The organism is Phenylobacterium sp., from assembly GCF_046590535.1.
Lineage (GTDB): Bacteria > Pseudomonadota > Alphaproteobacteria > Caulobacterales > Caulobacteraceae > Phenylobacterium.
Map to the genome: position 1 here is coordinate 1 of NZ_JBKJTG010000011.1, position 16,467 is coordinate 16,467.

The 16,467-nt window shown below is 67.7% G+C and carries 11 protein-coding genes, 2 tRNA genes and 1 pseudogene; 7 read left to right on the forward strand and 7 right to left on the reverse strand.

Annotation, left to right across the window (positions count from 1 at the left end; all coding sequences use genetic code 11):
• Positions 1-1,415 (reverse strand): putative 2OG-Fe(II) oxygenase (locus ACLL81_RS00635; RefSeq protein ID WP_411286416.1); only part of this gene is annotated, 1,415 nt, incomplete at its 3' end.
• Between the two features lie 4 nt (positions 1,416-1,419).
• Complete coding sequence (gene sppA, locus ACLL81_RS00640; RefSeq protein WP_411286417.1) at positions 1,420-3,195, reverse strand: signal peptide peptidase SppA; 1,776 nt, start codon at positions 3,193-3,195, stop codon at positions 1,420-1,422.
• 223 nt (positions 3,196-3,418) lie between these two features.
• Between sppA and ACLL81_RS00645 the strand changes: the two genes are divergently transcribed.
• The 5 genes from ACLL81_RS00645 (at position 3,419) to ACLL81_RS00665 (ending at position 11,739) form a co-directional block, all read left to right on the forward strand.
• The gene (locus ACLL81_RS00645; protein WP_411286418.1) at positions 3,419-4,501 is read left to right on the forward strand and encodes a substrate-binding domain-containing protein; all 1,083 of its coding nucleotides are present in this window, start codon (positions 3,419-3,421) and stop codon (positions 4,499-4,501) included.
• A gap of 491 nt (positions 4,502-4,992) precedes the next feature.
• Positions 4,993-6,477, forward strand: coding sequence for a hypothetical protein (locus ACLL81_RS00650; protein WP_411286419.1), 1,485 nt, complete (start codon positions 4,993-4,995; stop codon positions 6,475-6,477).
• Positions 6,478-6,545: 68 nt separating this feature from the next.
• Complete coding sequence (locus tag ACLL81_RS00655) at positions 6,546-9,176, forward strand: TonB-dependent receptor domain-containing protein (RefSeq protein ID WP_411286420.1); 2,631 nt, start codon at positions 6,546-6,548, stop codon at positions 9,174-9,176.
• Between the two features lie 147 nt (positions 9,177-9,323).
• Positions 9,324-9,638 carry a hypothetical protein gene (locus ACLL81_RS00660; protein ID WP_411286421.1) on the forward strand — a complete coding sequence of 105 codons (315 nt, stop codon included), beginning with the start codon at positions 9,324-9,326 and terminating at the stop codon, positions 9,636-9,638.
• A 94-nt stretch (positions 9,639-9,732) separates the two neighbouring features.
• Complete coding sequence (locus ACLL81_RS00665) at positions 9,733-11,739, forward strand: redoxin family protein (protein ID WP_411286422.1); 2,007 nt, start codon at positions 9,733-9,735, stop codon at positions 11,737-11,739.
• Between the two features lie 38 nt (positions 11,740-11,777).
• Here the strand turns inward: ACLL81_RS00665 and ACLL81_RS00670 are convergent, their stop codons facing one another.
• From ACLL81_RS00670 to ACLL81_RS00680, 3 genes are all read right to left on the reverse strand, one after another.
• The gene (locus ACLL81_RS00670) at positions 11,778-12,962 is read right to left on the reverse strand and encodes an acyl-CoA dehydrogenase family protein (RefSeq protein WP_411286423.1); all 1,185 of its coding nucleotides are present in this window, start codon (positions 12,960-12,962) and stop codon (positions 11,778-11,780) included.
• A gap of 317 nt (positions 12,963-13,279) precedes the next feature.
• Complete coding sequence (locus ACLL81_RS00675) at positions 13,280-13,735, reverse strand: hypothetical protein (RefSeq protein WP_411286424.1); 456 nt, start codon at positions 13,733-13,735, stop codon at positions 13,280-13,282.
• Between the two features lie 66 nt (positions 13,736-13,801).
• Positions 13,802-14,479, reverse strand: a complete 678-nt coding sequence (locus ACLL81_RS00680; RefSeq protein ID WP_411286425.1) for a hypothetical protein — start codon at positions 14,477-14,479, stop codon at positions 13,802-13,804.
• Positions 14,480-14,857: 378 nt separating this feature from the next.
• On the opposite strand from ACLL81_RS00680, the gene ACLL81_RS00685 reads away from it, so the two are divergent.
• On the forward strand, positions 14,858-15,778 hold the full coding sequence (locus ACLL81_RS00685; RefSeq protein ID WP_411286426.1) for an HNH endonuclease: 921 nt from the start codon (positions 14,858-14,860) through the stop codon (positions 15,776-15,778).
• Positions 15,779-15,928: 150 nt separating this feature from the next.
• Here the strand turns inward: ACLL81_RS00685 and ACLL81_RS00690 are convergent.
• Positions 15,929-16,005: transfer RNA gene (locus ACLL81_RS00690), tRNA-Pro, on the reverse strand.
• Positions 16,006-16,131: 126 nt separating this feature from the next.
• Here ACLL81_RS00690 and ACLL81_RS00695 point away from each other — a divergent pair.
• Positions 16,132-16,205 (forward strand) — tRNA-Gln (locus ACLL81_RS00695).
• Here the strand turns inward: ACLL81_RS00695 and ACLL81_RS00700 are convergent.
• Positions 16,191-16,467: pseudogene (locus tag ACLL81_RS00700) on the reverse strand (recombinase family protein); the annotation flags it as partial. The gene ACLL81_RS00695 and the pseudogene ACLL81_RS00700 overlap by 15 nt on opposite strands.

Sequence of the window (16,467 nt, forward strand, 5' to 3'; positions counted from 1 at the left end):
GTGCCGTGCCACATGTAGGACGGGAACAGCACCAGCCGGCCGGCGCGAGGCTCCACATAGTGCTCGGGCGCAAGGGCGGGCTCCGTGGCCACGCCCGGCTCGCCGAACTTCAGCCAGCCGGCTCGGGTTGCGGAGTCCTTCGTCTCCTGCGGCAGGGCGACGTAGAACACCGACGACAGCCAGCCCAGCGAGTGCACATGGTTGGTATGGTGGCCCGCCGCCCCCAGGCGCACCGACCAGGCGCCGCTAAGCTCGGCCTTGCCGGTGCTGAGCGCGGTGAACGGGTCGCCGCCCGGCGTCAGGCCCGCGATGTGATCTGCGACGGCCTGCCGGAAGCGGCCGAGCATCGCCTCGATCGGCGCCTCATGGCCGCCGTCCAGGCGCAGCGGCGCCTGGCTGCCGAAGCGCACCGACTGCGAGAATGGATGGGTGGTGAAGCCGTGGAGCCGGTGCAGCGCCGCGCGCAAGGCTTCGAGATCGTCCTCGGCGGCGATGTCATAGACCCCTACTAGCCGGTCATAATCGTAGATCACGCCATAGCGGGGATCGCCCAGCATCCGCCAGGCGGTCGCCAGCATGGCCAGCACCGACTGGTCCGTGGGCATGGCCACCGCGGCGCGGGCGGCGGCGGCCTCCGCGCCCGCCGGATCGCCAGACGCCAGCAGGGCCTGGGCCAGCATGACGTCAGCGCCGGGGTCCTGCGCCATGCGCGCCACCGACCGCGCCCAGGTCAGCGCCGCGGCGGCCTCGCCGGTTTCGCAGCAAAGCCGCACCATCAGGCTGAGCAGGGTGCGGTCCTGGGGGTCAACCTGCAGGGCCTCTTCCAGGGTCGCCCGGGCGCCGGGCTTGTCTCCGGTGAACTCCTGGGCTGTGGCCAGGATGAAACGCAGGAACAGGTTGGCCGGATGGTCCGCCACGGCCTGGCGCAGACCGGCCAGCGCCGCCGTTCGATCGGCGGTGCGCATCCAGATCAGCTGGGCCAGGTCGCGATGCGCATCGTTGAAGTCGGGGCGCAGCGCGATGGCCTCGGCGAAGGCCGCCTGCGCCTCGTCGAAACGCTGCTGCGCCTGCAGGGCGCGGGCCAGCACCAGCCGGGTCTCCGGCGCGCCTAGGCCCAGCGCCATGGCCTTGCGCGCGCTGGCCTCGGCCTCCTGCGCCTGACCCAGGTCGCCCAGGGTGGCGGCCAGGTTGTGCCAAGCCACGCGGCTCGCCGGATACCGCTGCGCGGCGGTCCGGTTGACAGCCAGGGCCTCGGTGGGCCGCCGGGCCGCCTTCAGGGCCACCGCATGGACGCTGAGGGCGGCCTCGCTGGGGACGGGTCCGACGTTCAGCGCCGCGGTCAGCTCCAGGGCGGCGTCCGCCCGGCCCTCGGCGATCAGGTCGTAGGCGCGCCGGATATCCTGCGGCTCGGCCATGGGGTCAGGGCAGCGGCATGGGCGCCAGCACCAGCGCGCCGCGATCCCGCAGCCGGGCCTGGGCGGCCTGCTCGAGCAGGCTCTGGGCCCGGGGATCGCCGAACACCCAGGCCGCCGCCGCCAGCGTGCGCGCCGACGCCGCCGAGACGCCCAGCGCCTTCTGCAGGGACTCCATGGCCGAATCCCCCGTGTTCATCCGCCGCAGCGTCACCTCGCCGGTGATGCCGGCCAGGGCCTTGGCCCTGTCCACCGCGGTGTAGAAGCCGCCGACCTCGTCCACCAGACCCAGCTGCTTGGCCTGGGCGCCGGTCCACACCCGGCCCCGGGCGATCTCGCGCACCCGGTCCACCGGCAGGTTGCGGCCCTTGGCCACCCGGGCCACGAACTCTTCGTAGATGCGGTCCATCCACCCGCCGAAGGCGGCCCGCTGCTGGGGCGTGAAGGTCTGGCCCATGCTGAAGGCCCCGGCATAGGGGGCGCCGACGGTGGTCTGGCGCAGATCGACGCCATAGCGGGCCAGCGCCTCGCCCACCGCGAACTTGCCACCGAACACCCCGATCGACCCGGTCAGGGTGGACGGTTGCGCCACGATGGCCGAGGCCTCCGAGGCGATCCAGTAGCCGCCGGACGCGCCATAGGTGCCCATCGAGACCACCACCGGCTTCTTGGCCGCCTTGGCCTGGCGAATGGCGTCCAGGATCTGTTCGGAGGCGGTGTCGGACCCGCCCGGCGAGTTCACCCGAAAGACGATGGCCTTGACGCTGGCGGCCCTGGTCGCCTTGGCGATCGCCTCGGCGACCTCGTCGGAATAGATCGTCGATCCGCCGGTGAAGGGGTTCGAGCCGCGGTCGCGGCCGGTGATGATCGGGCCCTCGGCCTCGATCACCGCGATGGTGGAGGCGCCGCGGACGGCGCGCCCGCGCCGGCCGTCGGCGTAGTCGTCGAAGTCCATCAGTTCGGCGCCGTCGCCAGCCCGCTTCAGCAGGGCTTGCTCGATCTCGCGCACCTGGCCCAGGCGATCCACCAGCTTCAGGCGCAGCGCGTCTTCGGCCAGGTAGGGACCGGCCTCGATGGTTCGCCGCAGGGCGGCCGCGTCGGTCCCGCGGTCGGCGGCCGCCGCACCCAGGTTGGTGGCGTAGATCGACCCCATCCAGGAGAGCTGCGATTCCTTGTGGGCGGCCGTGTAGTCCGAATAGAGGAAGCCGTTGACGGCGTTCTTGTACTCGTGGCGCTGCTCGTACTCGGCGCTGACACCATACTTGTCGAACAGCCGCTTGAAGAAGATGTCCTCGCTGGAAATCCCGGTCACCTGGAACGAGGCGCCGGGCTGCATCCAGAGCTCGTCGGCGGCGGCGCCCACCATGTAGGTCGAGGTGATCACGCCGGCCGGATAGAGCCCCTGGCTGTGGGCGAAGGCGGGCTTGCCGGCGGCGCGGAAGTGCTTGATCGCCCCGCGCAACTCGTCGGCCATGCCCGGCTCCAGGCCGGCCTCGGGCAGGCGGATCAGCAGCGCCTTGACGCGCTCGTCGGTCTCCGCGCGCCGCAGGCCCTCGATGATCGACATCACCGAGACGGAGTTGCGGCCGAGGCCCGCCAGCGGATTGTGCGGCGACTGGTCGGTGAGCGGATCGCGCAGGTCCAGCGTCAGCACCGTGCGGGCGGGCGCCGGCTCAGGCGCGGTGGCGCTGAGCGCCATGGAGACCAGGATGAAGGGCACGCCCACCAGGAAGATCATCAGTCCCGCGAACACGCCCGCCGCGGTGATCAGGAACTGTTTCATCGGTTGGTCGCGCGCGCCATGGAGGGACCCAGGATCACCGGGCTATGCGGCGGCTCTCGCATACAATGCCCGCCTCGGGAAGGCGGCGCGAGACGAACCCGGCGCTGCGCTTGCGCCCGCGCCCGCGTTAGGGTGTCCTCGCGGCGGTCGCCAGCCGGCCGGGACTGTCATGCAAGCGTCATGCGGCGGTGTTAGCGCGCGTTCAACGTCCAGGAGCCAGATCATGCAACGCCTCTTCCTCATCTCCGCCTGCGCCGCTGTCCTCTCCGGTTGCGGCCAGGGCGCGGACAAGGCCTCCGGCGGCGCGGCGAGCGGCGTGAGCGGCAACAGTTCCAGCCGCACCGTCTGGGCGGCGGGCTCTTCCACAGTGTTCCCGTTCGCCACCCGCGTCGCGGAGACGGTGGGCCGCACGACCGGCGGGTCGGCGGCGAAGGTGGAAAGCCTGGGGACCGGCGGCGGCATCAAGCTGTTCTGCGGCGGCGCGGGGTCGAACTTTCCCGACGTGGCCAACGCCTCGCGGCGGATGAAGGCTTCGGAGTTCGAGGCCTGCGCCAAGAACGGGGTGGGCGAGATCGTCGAGATCAAGATCGGCTACGACGGCATTGTGGTGGCCAACGCCAAGACCGCGCCCACCTACGCCCTGAAGCTGGAGCATCTGCACCGCGCCCTGGCCGGCGAACTGCCCGCCGGCGCGGGTTTCGCCGCCAACACCGCGGCCACCTGGAGCGCGGTGGACGCCAGCCTGCCGGCTCAGCGCATCCTGGTCTATGGCCCGCCGCCCACCTCCGGCACCCGCGACGCCTTCGTGGAGCTGGCCCTGGAGAAGGGCGGGGCGAAGCTCCCGGCTCTCGCCGCTCTGAAGAGCTCCGACGAGAACGCCTTCAAGTCGAAGACCCACACCCTGCGCAAGGACGGCGCCTGGGTGGACGCCGGCGAGAACGACAACGCCATGGTGCAGACCCTGGAGAAGACCCCCGGCGCCCTGGGAGTGTTCGGCTACTCCTTCCTCGAAAACAACATGGACAAGGTGAAAGCCGCCACCATCGACGGCGTCGCCCCGACGCTCGCCAACATCTCCTCCGGCGAGTACCCGCTGTCGCGGTCGCTCTACATTTACGTGAAAAAGGCCAACGTCGGCGTCACGCCCGGCCTGCGCGAGTTCGTCGCCGGCTTCGTCTCCGACGCGGCCATCGGCAAGGGCGGCTACCTCATACAGCGCGGCTTGATCCCCCTGCCGGCCGCCGAACACGCGGCCCAGAAGGCCGCTGTCACCGCCATGACCCCGATGGCCGCCCCCACCTCCTGACGCTGGCCGATTCCACCGCGCCGCCTCCGCCTCCTCTCCCCCGACACGAAGTGCGAGGGGAGAGGGCAGGGTGAGGGGTGGCTCGGCGTCGCAGAGACCGGAGCGGTGCAGCCAGGACCCGGATGTCTGGCTGAACCTCGGGGGACGCCGAACTTCCTGCGCCAGCCCCTCACCCTACCCTCTCCCCTTTCGCTTCGCGGGGGAGAGGAGACCAAGCCGCGCAACCCCCTCCTCTCCCCCGACACGAAGTGCGAGGGGAGAGGGTAGGGTGAGGGGTTGGCGCGGACTTGCCGCCTCCAGAACGTCCCCGCCATGACCCTCAGCCAGAGCCCGGTCTCTGCCCAACCCGGCCACACAAACCTGTCACATAGTCTTCGCGCGGCTGTCATGGCGGCTCCCTAGAACAGCGCCTGGGCAGGCGGGTAGTACGGGTCCGGACGGATCCGAATGGTCCTCGCGTGCACCGTCGATGATCCACGGTGGAGAACACGATGACCGGCGTCACCAAGCTGAAGACCCTTCTGATCGCCTCGCTGAGCGCCTTCTCGCTGGCCGCTTGCGGCGGCGGCGGCGCCGACAATGTCGCCTCCCCGGGTGAGGGCGCCTTCCCGCCCGGAACCGGCACGGGCGGCGGCACGGGCGGCGGCACGACACCGCCTGCGGCCGGCCAGGCCGCGGCGGATTGCCCGACGGGCTTCGCCAATGTCGGCACGGTCGCCGCCGGCACGCTTCGCGCCTGCCAGCTTCCCGGCACGATCAGCGGCAACCTGGTGGTCCCGGCCCGGCTGGGCACGATCTATTCGATCAGCGGCCGGGTGGATGTCGGCACCGACCGCGGCGCCGACCCGAACGCGCCGGTGGCCGGCAGTGTCCAGGGCATCCTCACCATCGAAGCGGGCGTGCGCCTGTTCGGCTCCGGCGGGCTCGACTACATCAACGTCCAGCGCGGCTCGCAGATCTTCGCCGAGGGCACGCCTACCAACCCGATCATCTTCACCAGCCGCCAGAACATCGACGGCGCCGCGGGCCCCGACCAGATCGGCCAGTGGGGCGGCATCGTCATCGCCGGCCGCGCGCCCATCGCCAGTTGCCCGGCCGGCACGACACCTCCGAACATCAACTGCGGGGCCACCTTCGAGGGCGGCGTCTCGCTCTATGGCGGCAACAGCCCGGCCGACAACTCCGGCCGCCTCCGCTACGTCCAGGTCCGCTACCCCGGCTTCGAGGTTCAGCCGAACCGCGAGCTGAACGGCATCACCCTCCTGGGCGTGGGCTCGGCCACCACCATCGACCACGTGCAGGTGCACAACAGCTCCGACGACGGCATCGAATTCTTCGGCGGCACGGTAAACCTCAGCCATGTGGTGATCACCGGCGCCGACGACGACGGCCTGGACACCGACGAGGGCTTCCGCGGCGGCGTGCAGTTCGCGATCCTGCGCCAGCGCCCCAACGGCGGCGACCGGAACTTCGAGATGAGCTCGGTGGGCGTCCAGGCGTCCTACAACTCGCGCCCGTCCATCGCCAACTACACCGTCATCGGCACCACCCGCACCGGGGCCGGCGACATCCAGATCCTCAACACCGGGACCGGCGGCCGCTTCATCAACGGCATCCACACCTCGGCGAACGCCGCCGTGGCCTGTCTCGATGTGGACACCCCCTCCACCCAGGCGGCCGCGCCGCGCTGGGACTCGGTGGTCTTTGCCTGCGCCATCCCGTTCCGCGCCGACACCGATGTCGACGCCACGGCGGCGGCGGCGCTGTTCGACGCGGGGACCAACAACGCCTCCGTGTTCACCTCGACGCTGAATGGCTTCATCAACGGTCCCAACGAGGCGGCCCGGGCGGCGTTCAACGCCGCCACGGTCAATCCGTTCTTCGTGACCACGACCTACATCGGCGCCGTTCGGGACGCGAACGACACCTGGTGGCAGGGATGGACCTGCGGCCTCGCCACCGGCTCAAGCTGCTGATCAACCGGGGCGGGGAGTTCCGGCTTCCCGCCTCGCCGCGTACGTCGATTGAACGAGGCCCACGTCCCATGACCAAGCTCCTTCGCCCGCTCACTGGGCTGCTGCTTTGCACCTCGGCCTTGCTGGCGCCCGGGATGGTCCGCGCCCAGGCGACCACTTCCGCGCCCGTCCCGGCGGCCTCCACCAGCGTCGCCCAGGACCCTGGTGTGGTCGATGAGGTGGTGGTGCTGGGCAAGTACATCCCCGAGGTGATGCGCGAGACCTCTGAGGTCACCGCCATCGTCTCCACCGAGGACCTGGTCCGCCAGGGCGACGACACCGCGGCCCAGGCGCTGACCCGGATCACCGGCCTCAGCGTGGTCAGCGGCCGGTTCGTCTATGTCCGCGGCCTGGGCGAGCGCTACTCCTCGGCGCTCCTCAACGGCTCGCCGCTGCCCAGCCCTGAGCCGCTGCAGCGGGTCGTGCCCCTGGACCTGTTCCCCTCGAACATCCTCAAGGGCGTCATCGTCCAGAAGACCTATTCGCCCAACTATCCGGGCGAGTTCGGCGGCGGCCTGATCGACCTGCAGACCCTCGATGTTCCGGACAAGCCGTTCCTGTCCATGGGCGTCAGCCTGGGCGTCAACGACGCCACTTCGCTGAAGCGTGGCCTGACCTACTACGGCGGCGACTACGACCGCTTCGGCGTCGACGACGGAACCCGCGAGCTGCCGCTGCTGATCCGCCGCGGTATCGAGAGCGGCAAGCGTATCGACCAGTCGAACTTCAATTCCGCGACGCTCACGGCCATGGGCCGCAGCTTCCAGAACGCCAGCATCAACCTGCTGCAGTCGACCGACGAAATTCCGATCAACGGCAGCCTGGATATAGCGGCCGGCCGCTCGTTCAACTTCGACTGGGGCGCGATCGGCGTGGTGGCCGTCGCCGGCTACGACAACAGCTGGTCGACCCGCGAGGCGGTGCAGCAGGAAGGCGTGGTCAGCCTGGCGACCCTGTCGGTTCTGGAGGACCTGGTCTCCAACTCCACCCAGAACGACGTGGTGCTGAACGCGCTGACCAGCCTCACGCTCGACCTGGACGCGCACAAGTTCAAGTGGACCAATCTCTACGTCCGCAACACCACCAAGGAGACCCGCAGCGTCGAAGGCGTTAGCTCGCGCGCCTCCAACTACATCCGCGACGACTACACCGCCTGGTACCAGCGCGAGCTGATCGACACCCAACTGACGGGCGAGCACGAGTTCGGCGACCTGGAGATCGACTGGCGGGGGTCCTACGCCCGGACAGAGCGCGATGCGCCCTATGAGCGCCAGGTCCGCTACCGCCGCGTAGCCGGTGTTTTCTATCACAACAGCCAATCGGACGCGAATTTCATCCGCTTCAGCGAGGTCGAGGACACGGTCGCCAGCTTCGGCGTCGACGTCCGCTACCGGCTGGAAAATCCGACCATCAACGACCTGACCCTGGCCGCCGGCTACGCCTGGTACGACAACCAGCGGTTCTCGGATTCGCGGGTCTTCCGCTTCACCACCGACGGCACGCCCTCACTGGCCTTTCAGCGGCAGCGGGTGGACTTCCTGTTCTCCGACTTCAACATCGGCCCCGGCGGCCTGATCCTGCGCGAAGTCACCGGCTCCGACGGCGCCGCCGCCTACGAGGCCAGCCTACAGACCCACGCGGTCTATGTGCAGGCCGACGGCGATATCCTGCCCCTGGTGCGCGCCTCGATCGGCGCCCGCTACGAGAGCGGCGAACAGGAGGTGGGGGCGGTCGACCTGTTCTCCGCCACCCAGCCGGCCAGCCGCCAGCTGAAGAACGACTACCTGTTGCCGGCCGGGACGATCACCTGGAACTTCGCCGAGGATCAGCAGCTGCGCTTCGGCGCGTCGATGACCATCGCCCGCCCGCAGTTCCGCGAGCAGGCTCCGCAGCTCTACCTGGATCCGGAATCCGACCGCACCTTCGTCGGCAACCCGTTCCTGGTGGACAGCGAGCTGATCAACCTCGACGCGCGTTACGAGCGCTACTTCGACCGTGGCCAGTTCCTGACCCTTGGCGGTTTCTACAAGGACATCGATCGGCCCATCGAGTCGGTGGTCAACGAATCTGGCTCAGGGCTGCAGCAGAGCTATCTGAACGCGCCCCGCGCGGTGCTCTACGGGGTCGAGGCGGAGTTCAAGAAGTACTTCGAGCCGACCTTCGGCATCGCCTGGGTGGACGCCCAGCGCTGGCTGGTCAGCGCCAACTACACCTACAGCAAGGCCGATGTGCGGGCGAAGGCCGGCGACGTGGTGTTCCCGCGCACCACCCTGGGCCGGGCTGCCCCGGCGCAGAATTTCGTGGTCGACGGCAGCCGGCTGCAGGGCCAGTCGGAGCACCTGGCAAACGTGCAGTTCGGCTTCGAGAGCCTGGAGGGCGGGACCCAGGCCACGGTGCTGGTCACCTACGCCAGCGAGCGGACCACCGCCCGAGGCGCCGGTGGGGCGCCCGACTTCATCCAGGAGCCGGGCGTGCTGGTGGACTTCACCTTCCGCCAGGGCTTCGACGTCCTCGACCGGCGCCTGACGGTCGGTTTCGAGGCGCGCAACCTGCTGGGGACGGAGTTCAAGGAGTTCCAGCAGCTTGGCGGCGCGCGCATCGACCTGAACCGCTACGAGCTCGGCCGCAGCTACTCCGTCAGCCTGTCCGCGCGCTTCTGAAACCCCCCGGAAAACGGCGGCCCGCGCCGCTGTTTTCTGCTTGTGACGCCTCAGTGTCATAAAACTTTCGCAAACCGCGGCTATAGGGTAGGTTTCCTTTCATTGCGAAGGCGGCGTCAGTCCGTCAAGGTGTAGTGGAGGGTCGGCATGAGCTGGATATTCTGGGCGGTGTCACTTGCCGCGATCACCTGCGGGCCGGCCTTCGCCGCCGACGCGCCGAACGCCTCGCAGGCGTCGAAGAACGCCCTGGCCCAGGGCGAGACCCCAAAATCTGCCCGAATGCTGTACGTCTGCGATGACTCCAGCATGACCCGGCGCGCCTTCGCCCGCGAGTTCGGCGCCGCGCGCTTCGAGACCGCCCAGACCGTCCACGCCAAGAGCGAGGCCTGGAGCGCGCCGCGCTGCATCACTCAGGCCGAGAAGCGCCGTCTCACCCAGAAGCAGTTCGCCAGCGCCCGCTGAGGCACGCCGCAACATTGGCGTAACTTCGGTAGGCGCCTATGCTGCTTGCGAGACGTCGAACGTTGACGGCGCGAACGGCTGAGGGAACCTGGCGATGAACACGGCACGCACTGGCGCGATGGCTCTGCTGGCGAGCGCGGCGCTCATTGGCTGCACCAGCGATGCGACCACCCCCCATGCGTTCGCACAGGGCGCGGCAGCCGCGGCGACCACGACCGCGCCCGCCCACGTCGATAACTTCATGCTGGTTGACCACACCCTCCAGGCCCACGAGCTCTATCGCTTCGCCGACGCGCGCGCGGTGGTGTTGGTGACCCAGGCGAACGGCGACGCGGTGATCCGCGGGCTGGCGCCGCAGCTGAAGACCCTGCAGGCGGCCTACGCCGCCAAGGGCGTGGACTTCCTGATGCTGAACTCCAGCCTGAAGGACAGCCGCGAGGCGGTGTTCGCCGAAGCGTCGAGCGCCGGCTACGACCTGCCGATCCTGATGGACGCCCACCAGCTGGTGGGCGAGCAACTGGGCGTGGCGCGCACCGCCGAGGTGTTCGTCATCGACCCCAAGCGCTGGGCGGTGGTCTATCGCGGTCCGCTGGCCACCACGGGCGCCGCCCTGGACGCGGTGCTGGCTGGCCGGCCGGCGCCCGCCTCCACCCTCGCCGGCCGCGGCGCGCAGATCGCCTTCCCCGAGCGTGGTCGCCAGGCGATGCACGCCAAGATCTCCTATTCCAAGGACGTGGCGCCGATCCTCGAGGCCAACTGCGTGGCCTGCCACCAGGAAGGCGGCATCGGCCCCTTCGCCATGACCAACTACGACATGGTCAAGGGCTTCTCGCCGATGATCCGCGAGGCGATCCGCACCGACCGGATGCCGCCGTTCAACGCCGATCCGCACGTGGGCAAGTTCGCCGATGACCGGAACCTGAGCCCCGCCGAGGTGAAGACCCTGGTCCACTGGATCGAAGCCGGCTCGCCGCGGGGCGACGGACCCGACCCCCTAGCCGCCACCCGCCGGGTCGCCGCGGAGTGGCCGCTGGGCAAGCCGGATCTCCTGCTGAACGTGCCGGCCTACAAGGTCCCCGCCTCCGGCGTGGTCGACTACCAGCGTCCTTCGGTGGTGAACCCGTTGACCGAAGGCAAGTGGATCCGCGCCACCACCATCAAGCCGGGCGAGCGCCAAGCCGTGCACCATCTGCTGACGGGCTGGATGAAGGAAATGCCGGCTGACGGCCGCTCGTCGGAAACCCGCTGGCAGGGCTCGGTCGGCGGCTACGCCGTGGGCTCGGAATCCAGCATTCAGCCGGCCAATGTCGGCACCTACCTGCCCCCCGGCGGCGCCGTGGGTATGCAGGTGCACTACACGCCGTTCGGCAAGGAGGCGACGGACAAGAGCCAGATCGCCGTCTACTTCCACGACAAGCCGCCCGAGCTGATGATGCGCAGCGTGGTGGTGATCGACTCATCGATCGCCATCCCGGCCAACGCCGCCCGGCACAAGGAACTGGCCTACGTCGAGTTCCCCAAGGATGCGCTGCTCTATTCAGCCTTCCCGCACGCTCACTACCGCGCCTACGCGACGGACCTTTGGATACAGTATCCGGACGGCAGGAAGAAGCAGCTGCTGGCGCTGCCGCGCTACGACTTTAACTGGCAGCGGGACTACACCTTCGCCGAGCCGATCAAGGTGCCGGCGGGCTCGCGGCTGATCGCCCACTACGTCTATGACAATTCCAAGCGCAACCCCTCCAACCCCGACCCCAACCTGAAGATCACCTGGGGCGAGCAGAGCCACGAAGAGATGCTGTTCACCTCGCTGCGCTTCCGCTGGCTGGACGAGACCGCCGCCAAGCCGGTCAACCACGAGGCGCGCTTCGCCGAGACCCGCCTGCTGGGGATGATGGACAACGACATCGACGGCAAGCTGCAGAAGGCGGAGCTGCGTGGCCGGATGGGCGAGATGATCGGCCCGTTCTTCGCCACGCTCGACAAGAACGGCGACGCCGCCCTCGACCGCAGCGAGCTGGTCGCCGCCCAGGCGATGATGGGCGGTCGCAGGCGCGGTTCGGAAGCCTCGGCGCCCGCGCAACCCACCGGCGGCCGCTAACCCAAGTTGAGGCCGCCGACGCTCCGGCATCGACGGCCTCAATAGGACTTGGGCTGGTCCAGCACCTTCTCGGCGATGAACGACAGGATCAGCTGTTCGGTGATCGGCGCGATGCGGGTGATCAGGACTTCGCGCAACAGCCGCTCCACGTGGTACTCGCGGGCATAGCCGAAGCCGCCGTGGGTGAGCACGGCCTGTAGGGCCGCGTCGTAGCCGGCGCGCGCGCCCAGGAACTTGGCGGCGTTGGCCTCCGCCCCGCAGGGCTTGCCGGAGTCGTAGAGCGCCGCCGCGCGCATCGCCATCAGCCAGGCGGACTCCAGGTACATCCAGCGCTCGGCCAGGGGATGCTGGATGCCCTGGTTCTGGCCGATGGGCCGGTCGAAGACGATCCGCTCGCGGCCGTATTTGGCGGCCCGGCGCAGGGCGTCCTGGCCGATGCCGATGGCCTCCACCGCGATCAGCACCCGCTCCGGATTGAGGCTGTCGAGAATATAGGAGAAGCCCTTGCCCTCCTCGCCGATGCGGTCCGCGTCGGGGATGAACAGCCCGTCGATGAAGATGGAATTGGAATCCACCGCCTTGCGGCCCATCTTCGCGATCCGCCGGACCTCGATCTTGGCCCGGTCGAGGTCTGTGTAGAAGATGGTGATGCCGTCGGTGGGCCGCTTTGCGTCCTCGTACCGGGTGGTCCGGGTCAGCAGCATGATCTTGTTGGCCACCTGGGCGGTGGAGGTCCAGACCTTTTGGCCATGCACCAGGTAGCCGCCGTCCACCTTCTGCGCGAAGGTCTTGATGCGGGTGGTGTTGAGCCCGGCGTCCGGCTCGGTGAAGCCGAAGCAGCACTGGTCCGCGCCGGCCACCAGCCGCGGCACCCAGCGGGCCTTCTGTTCGGGTGTGCCGTGCACCACGATCGGGTGCGGTCCGAACAGATTGATGTGCACCGCGGAGGTCGCCGTCATCCCGCCGCCGTGGCTGGCCACCTCGTGCATCATCACCGCGGCCTCGGTGACGCCCAGGCCGGAGCCGCCATACTCGGTGGGCATGGTGACGCCCAGCCAGCCGCCGTCCGCCATCGCCTTGTGGAACTCGACGGGGAACACCCCGTCCTCGTCGCGCGCCAGCCAGTAGTCGTCGTCGAAACGCCGCATCACCGCACGCACGCCCTCGCGCAGCGCGGCCAGCGCTTCGGACGGGCCCGGATCGAAGCCAGATTGGGCGTCCATGGTTACCCTCCTGCGAAGCTGCGGGAATCGGCTGCAGGCTCGCCGAACTCTACATGCCCAGCAAGTCGGAATGAGGCGGTGTCTGGCGGGTAGCCGCGCGGCGATCATGCCGGTCAAAGCCGAAGACCCTGCGGACGGGTCGTGCTGGCGCGGCTGGAGCAGGCCAAAGCGCAGAACAATCGCCTGCTCGACCATCTGCGAACTCGTCGTGGCCGCTGAGAACACCCCCTTCACAATCGGGTGGGGGGCGTCGGTTTCAACGACGTAGAGTACTTCGCCCACCTGGGAAATGCGCCATCGAAGGCCGACTGGAGAACTCAATAGGGTTCAAACGTGTCAGGCTCCAACAAATCATAGATCTTCGCAATCGAGCGAGTCTTTCCGATCTTTATGAGCGTGGATCGGTATTCGGCCTGTCCGTCCTCACCGTAGTAGTCGATCTGCGAGGACTCCATCGCGTCGCGCGATCGCTGTTGAACCTCCGCAAGTGATACCGCCGGCATCGGCTCGAGCTCCTGTTCGATGCGCGACTGCGGTTGGCCAAATATCCAAAGCAGAGAAATTATGGAGCCCGCTCGGCCAGTCCGACGGATGGAAAGCACCCGCCAACGTTTGCCATCGGAGTCGATGAGCTCCATGCCGTCCTGCAAACTTTCTTTGAGGGTGCTAGAGCCGCATCTCGTAAGCCGATCCAAATCTGGAAAACCCCACATCTCACGATCTGGGGTGAATCCAAGGACTGGAAACTTGAAGCCTGCTTCGCTGGATTTCATTTCAAGTCATCCGGAACAAAGAAGAAACGTACTCCGATCCGTCTCCGCGGGGAAGCTCGCCGCCTCTCATGGCTTCTTCGCGGGCGTAGAAGGCGGACTGAACGGCTGCGTGACGCTTTCCCAGGCATCTACTGCATAGGCCCCGATGGCCGCCGGGACTGACTTTTGCCAATCGGTCGTCCCGTACCAGACGCGCCGAAGGGGATCGAATCTCGGCTTGCCTTTCCAGCTGCCCGTCAGGCGGCGGTGGGTTTCCTGGGGCAATGTCTTGAGGAACGCGTAGTGGTTTCTCCAGTCCTGAGCTGACCGGCTCATTCCGTTCAGCGGGATCGAGTGGTGGATCTCTTCGCCCTTGCCAGCCAGCCCGGCCCTGCGGATCTTCTTGGCGGCTGCGCCAGCGCTGACGGATCCCTCCTTGAGGACTCCAATGCCTTTGCTCGCAGCTCTGACGCCCTTGACCACGGCGACGGCTGGCAAAGCGTCCCCAACGGCCATGGCGACGTTGAACGCCGCGCCGCCATAGTTTCCATCCTGAAGATCGGCGGCCGCTTCCCAGGCGGGCCCCACAACCGGGATGAAGGACTGCGCAAGGTTAGGTCGCTGGACCTTGGGTCCATTCTGAAAGTCGTTCAGCGCGTGCTGCGCCATTTCGAGAGGCGAACGGAACCCACGATCTTCCGCCTCCCGCTGCGCACGGACCTTTGCCATTTCCCGGTCATACAACTCGCCGGCAGGGTCCGGCACGCTCCGCGGCTCTCCGCGAGGCATTCTCGCCATCGTGTCTCTCCCCATGAAAGAAGTGAATCGCCGCGACACGCGCCACGCCCCTCAAGGGCGCCTCCTCACGGGCCGCGAAAGCCGGAATTCTTCGCCGGACCCCTGGTGCCGAACTTGCCCGCTTGGCGGGTGACCGAGCACTGATCCGATAAGGCTGAGGCTCGCACAATTACCAGACGCTGGCAAGAACAAAAAGGGAACAACCTGCCGCGTGCTGCCCCGATGTGCGAGGGTCAGCACCGCTTCCGGCATGTAGCCCGAGGCGAAATCGGGGAGTGCCGGCGGCCTAGTCGCATGGGCTTAGAACGTCTTGACCCGCTCGTCGCCCAAAGCTCCACTGTCGGGATGAAGGCGGTCTTCGACACCAAGCCGAACTCTGGCTACGACGACGAGATCGTCGAGCGGTACCACTTTCCCGTGCAGAGCAACTACATGGCCGCGGCGAAGGCGGCGGTCGGCGACTGGATCATCTACCGCGAGCCCCAACGCAATGGCGGTCGCCGCGCCTATATCGCCGTGGCCCGCGTGCTGCGCGTCGAGCTGGATACCGTTCGCCCAAACCATGCCTACGCGGTGATCGGCGACTACCTGCCTTTCGATAGGCCTGTGCCGTTCGCTGGACTTGGAAACGGCTATTGGGAGACGCCGCTTCGCGCCGTCCAGGATGCGAGCCGGATCGGTGCGTCGCTTCAGAACAGGTCGATGCGACCGCTCGCGGACGCCGACTTCGCCGCGATCGTGGCCGCCGGGCTGGCGGAGACCCTTGCCCCTGAGAACGCCCTGCGACTAGGCCTTGCGGGAGTCGAAGACGTAGCTGCTACCTTCGACTACGACGCGGCCCCGGGGCTCGGTCAGGTCCGACGCGTCGAGCAGATGCTCGTCAACCGCAAGATCCGCGACGCCAACTTCCGCCGCCAGGTCTGCGACGCCTACGAGGACCGCTGCGCCGTGACTGGTCTGAGGATCATTAATGGCGGTGGAAGATCGGAAGTGCAGGCCGCACACATTTGGGGCGTTGGCGAGGGAGGGCCGGATGTTGTCCAGAACGGAATTGCTCTTTCAGGCACGATCCATTGGCTCTTCGACCGCCATCTGATCTCGCTCACGGACGACTATCGCCTGCTTGTCTCGCACAACAAGGTGCCAGCAGAATTGCGCGTGCTGTTTGAGAAGCAGTTGGACCGAATTCAGCTGCCGAAGGACCCGCGCCTAACGCCGCATCGGACGTATGTCGAGAAACATCGTGAGAGATTTCTGGCCGCCTGAGTTCACGCACCTACGTCACCCAGAAAATCCAGACTGACGATGTTCGAGAGAACGGAAGGCCCTGCTAGCGGCTGCTGTGGCCTTCAACCGGCGGACTTCTTGAGGGTAATGGCCGGAAGGAAGCTCATCCGCAGCTGGCGGAGAGATAGATGGTCGGAGTGGCAGGATTTGAACCTGCGACCCCCGCGTCCCGAACGCGGTGCTCTACCAGACTGAGCCACACTCCGACTTGGGAGCGGCCTTATAGAGGAGCGCCTTGGGGGCCGCAAGGCGGCCGGCGGGCGTTGCATCGCGGGAGGGTCTGCGCTATCTCGACGCCCTTCCCGCAGCCAGCCTCCGGGAGGCCCTCCTGCTGGGGAATGGTGTAATGGTAACACAGCGGTTTTTGGTACCGTCGTTCTAGGTTCGAGTCCTAGTTCCCCAGCCAAATCTCACTTTTCGCCGTCGAAGTCGCGAACGCGCCCGCAAACGCAGCCGCTTCGGTGGTCGTTTCTGCTAACAAAGCAAACGGTTGGCGGAACTCAGCAACGATCGTTCCGTCCTCCCAGACACAGTTCGATAGGACGAAGTTAAGCAGCCGGCGTTTTTCGCGCGGTTCCTGCCGTGAAAAGAGGGATTGAGCGCTCTGGGCGAGTTCCAGAAGCTGCACCCCCTCGTCCAGGTAGGACTGGTCCGCGGCCTGGTGCAGT

Bases quoted from the DNA above. Each gene is read 5' to 3' on its own strand.
- sppA (WP_411286417.1), bottom strand. From the start codon at position 3,195: ATGAAACAGTTCCTGATCACCGCGGCGGGCGTGTTCGCGGGACTGATG.
- ACLL81_RS00645 (WP_411286418.1), top strand. From the start codon at position 3,419: ATGCAACGCCTCTTCCTCATCTCCGCCTGCGCCGCTGTCCTCTCCGGT.
- ACLL81_RS00650 (WP_411286419.1), top strand. From the start codon at position 4,993: ATGACCGGCGTCACCAAGCTGAAGACCCTTCTGATCGCCTCGCTGAGC.
- ACLL81_RS00655 (WP_411286420.1), top strand. From the start codon at position 6,546: ATGACCAAGCTCCTTCGCCCGCTCACTGGGCTGCTGCTTTGCACCTCG.
- ACLL81_RS00660 (WP_411286421.1), top strand. From the start codon at position 9,324: ATGAGCTGGATATTCTGGGCGGTGTCACTTGCCGCGATCACCTGCGGG.
- ACLL81_RS00665 (WP_411286422.1), top strand. From the start codon at position 9,733: ATGAACACGGCACGCACTGGCGCGATGGCTCTGCTGGCGAGCGCGGCG.
- ACLL81_RS00670 (WP_411286423.1), bottom strand. From the start codon at position 12,962: ATGGACGCCCAATCTGGCTTCGATCCGGGCCCGTCCGAAGCGCTGGCC.
- ACLL81_RS00675 (WP_411286424.1), bottom strand. From the start codon at position 13,735: ATGAAATCCAGCGAAGCAGGCTTCAAGTTTCCAGTCCTTGGATTCACC.
- ACLL81_RS00685 (WP_411286426.1), top strand. From the start codon at position 14,858: ATGAAGGCGGTCTTCGACACCAAGCCGAACTCTGGCTACGACGACGAG.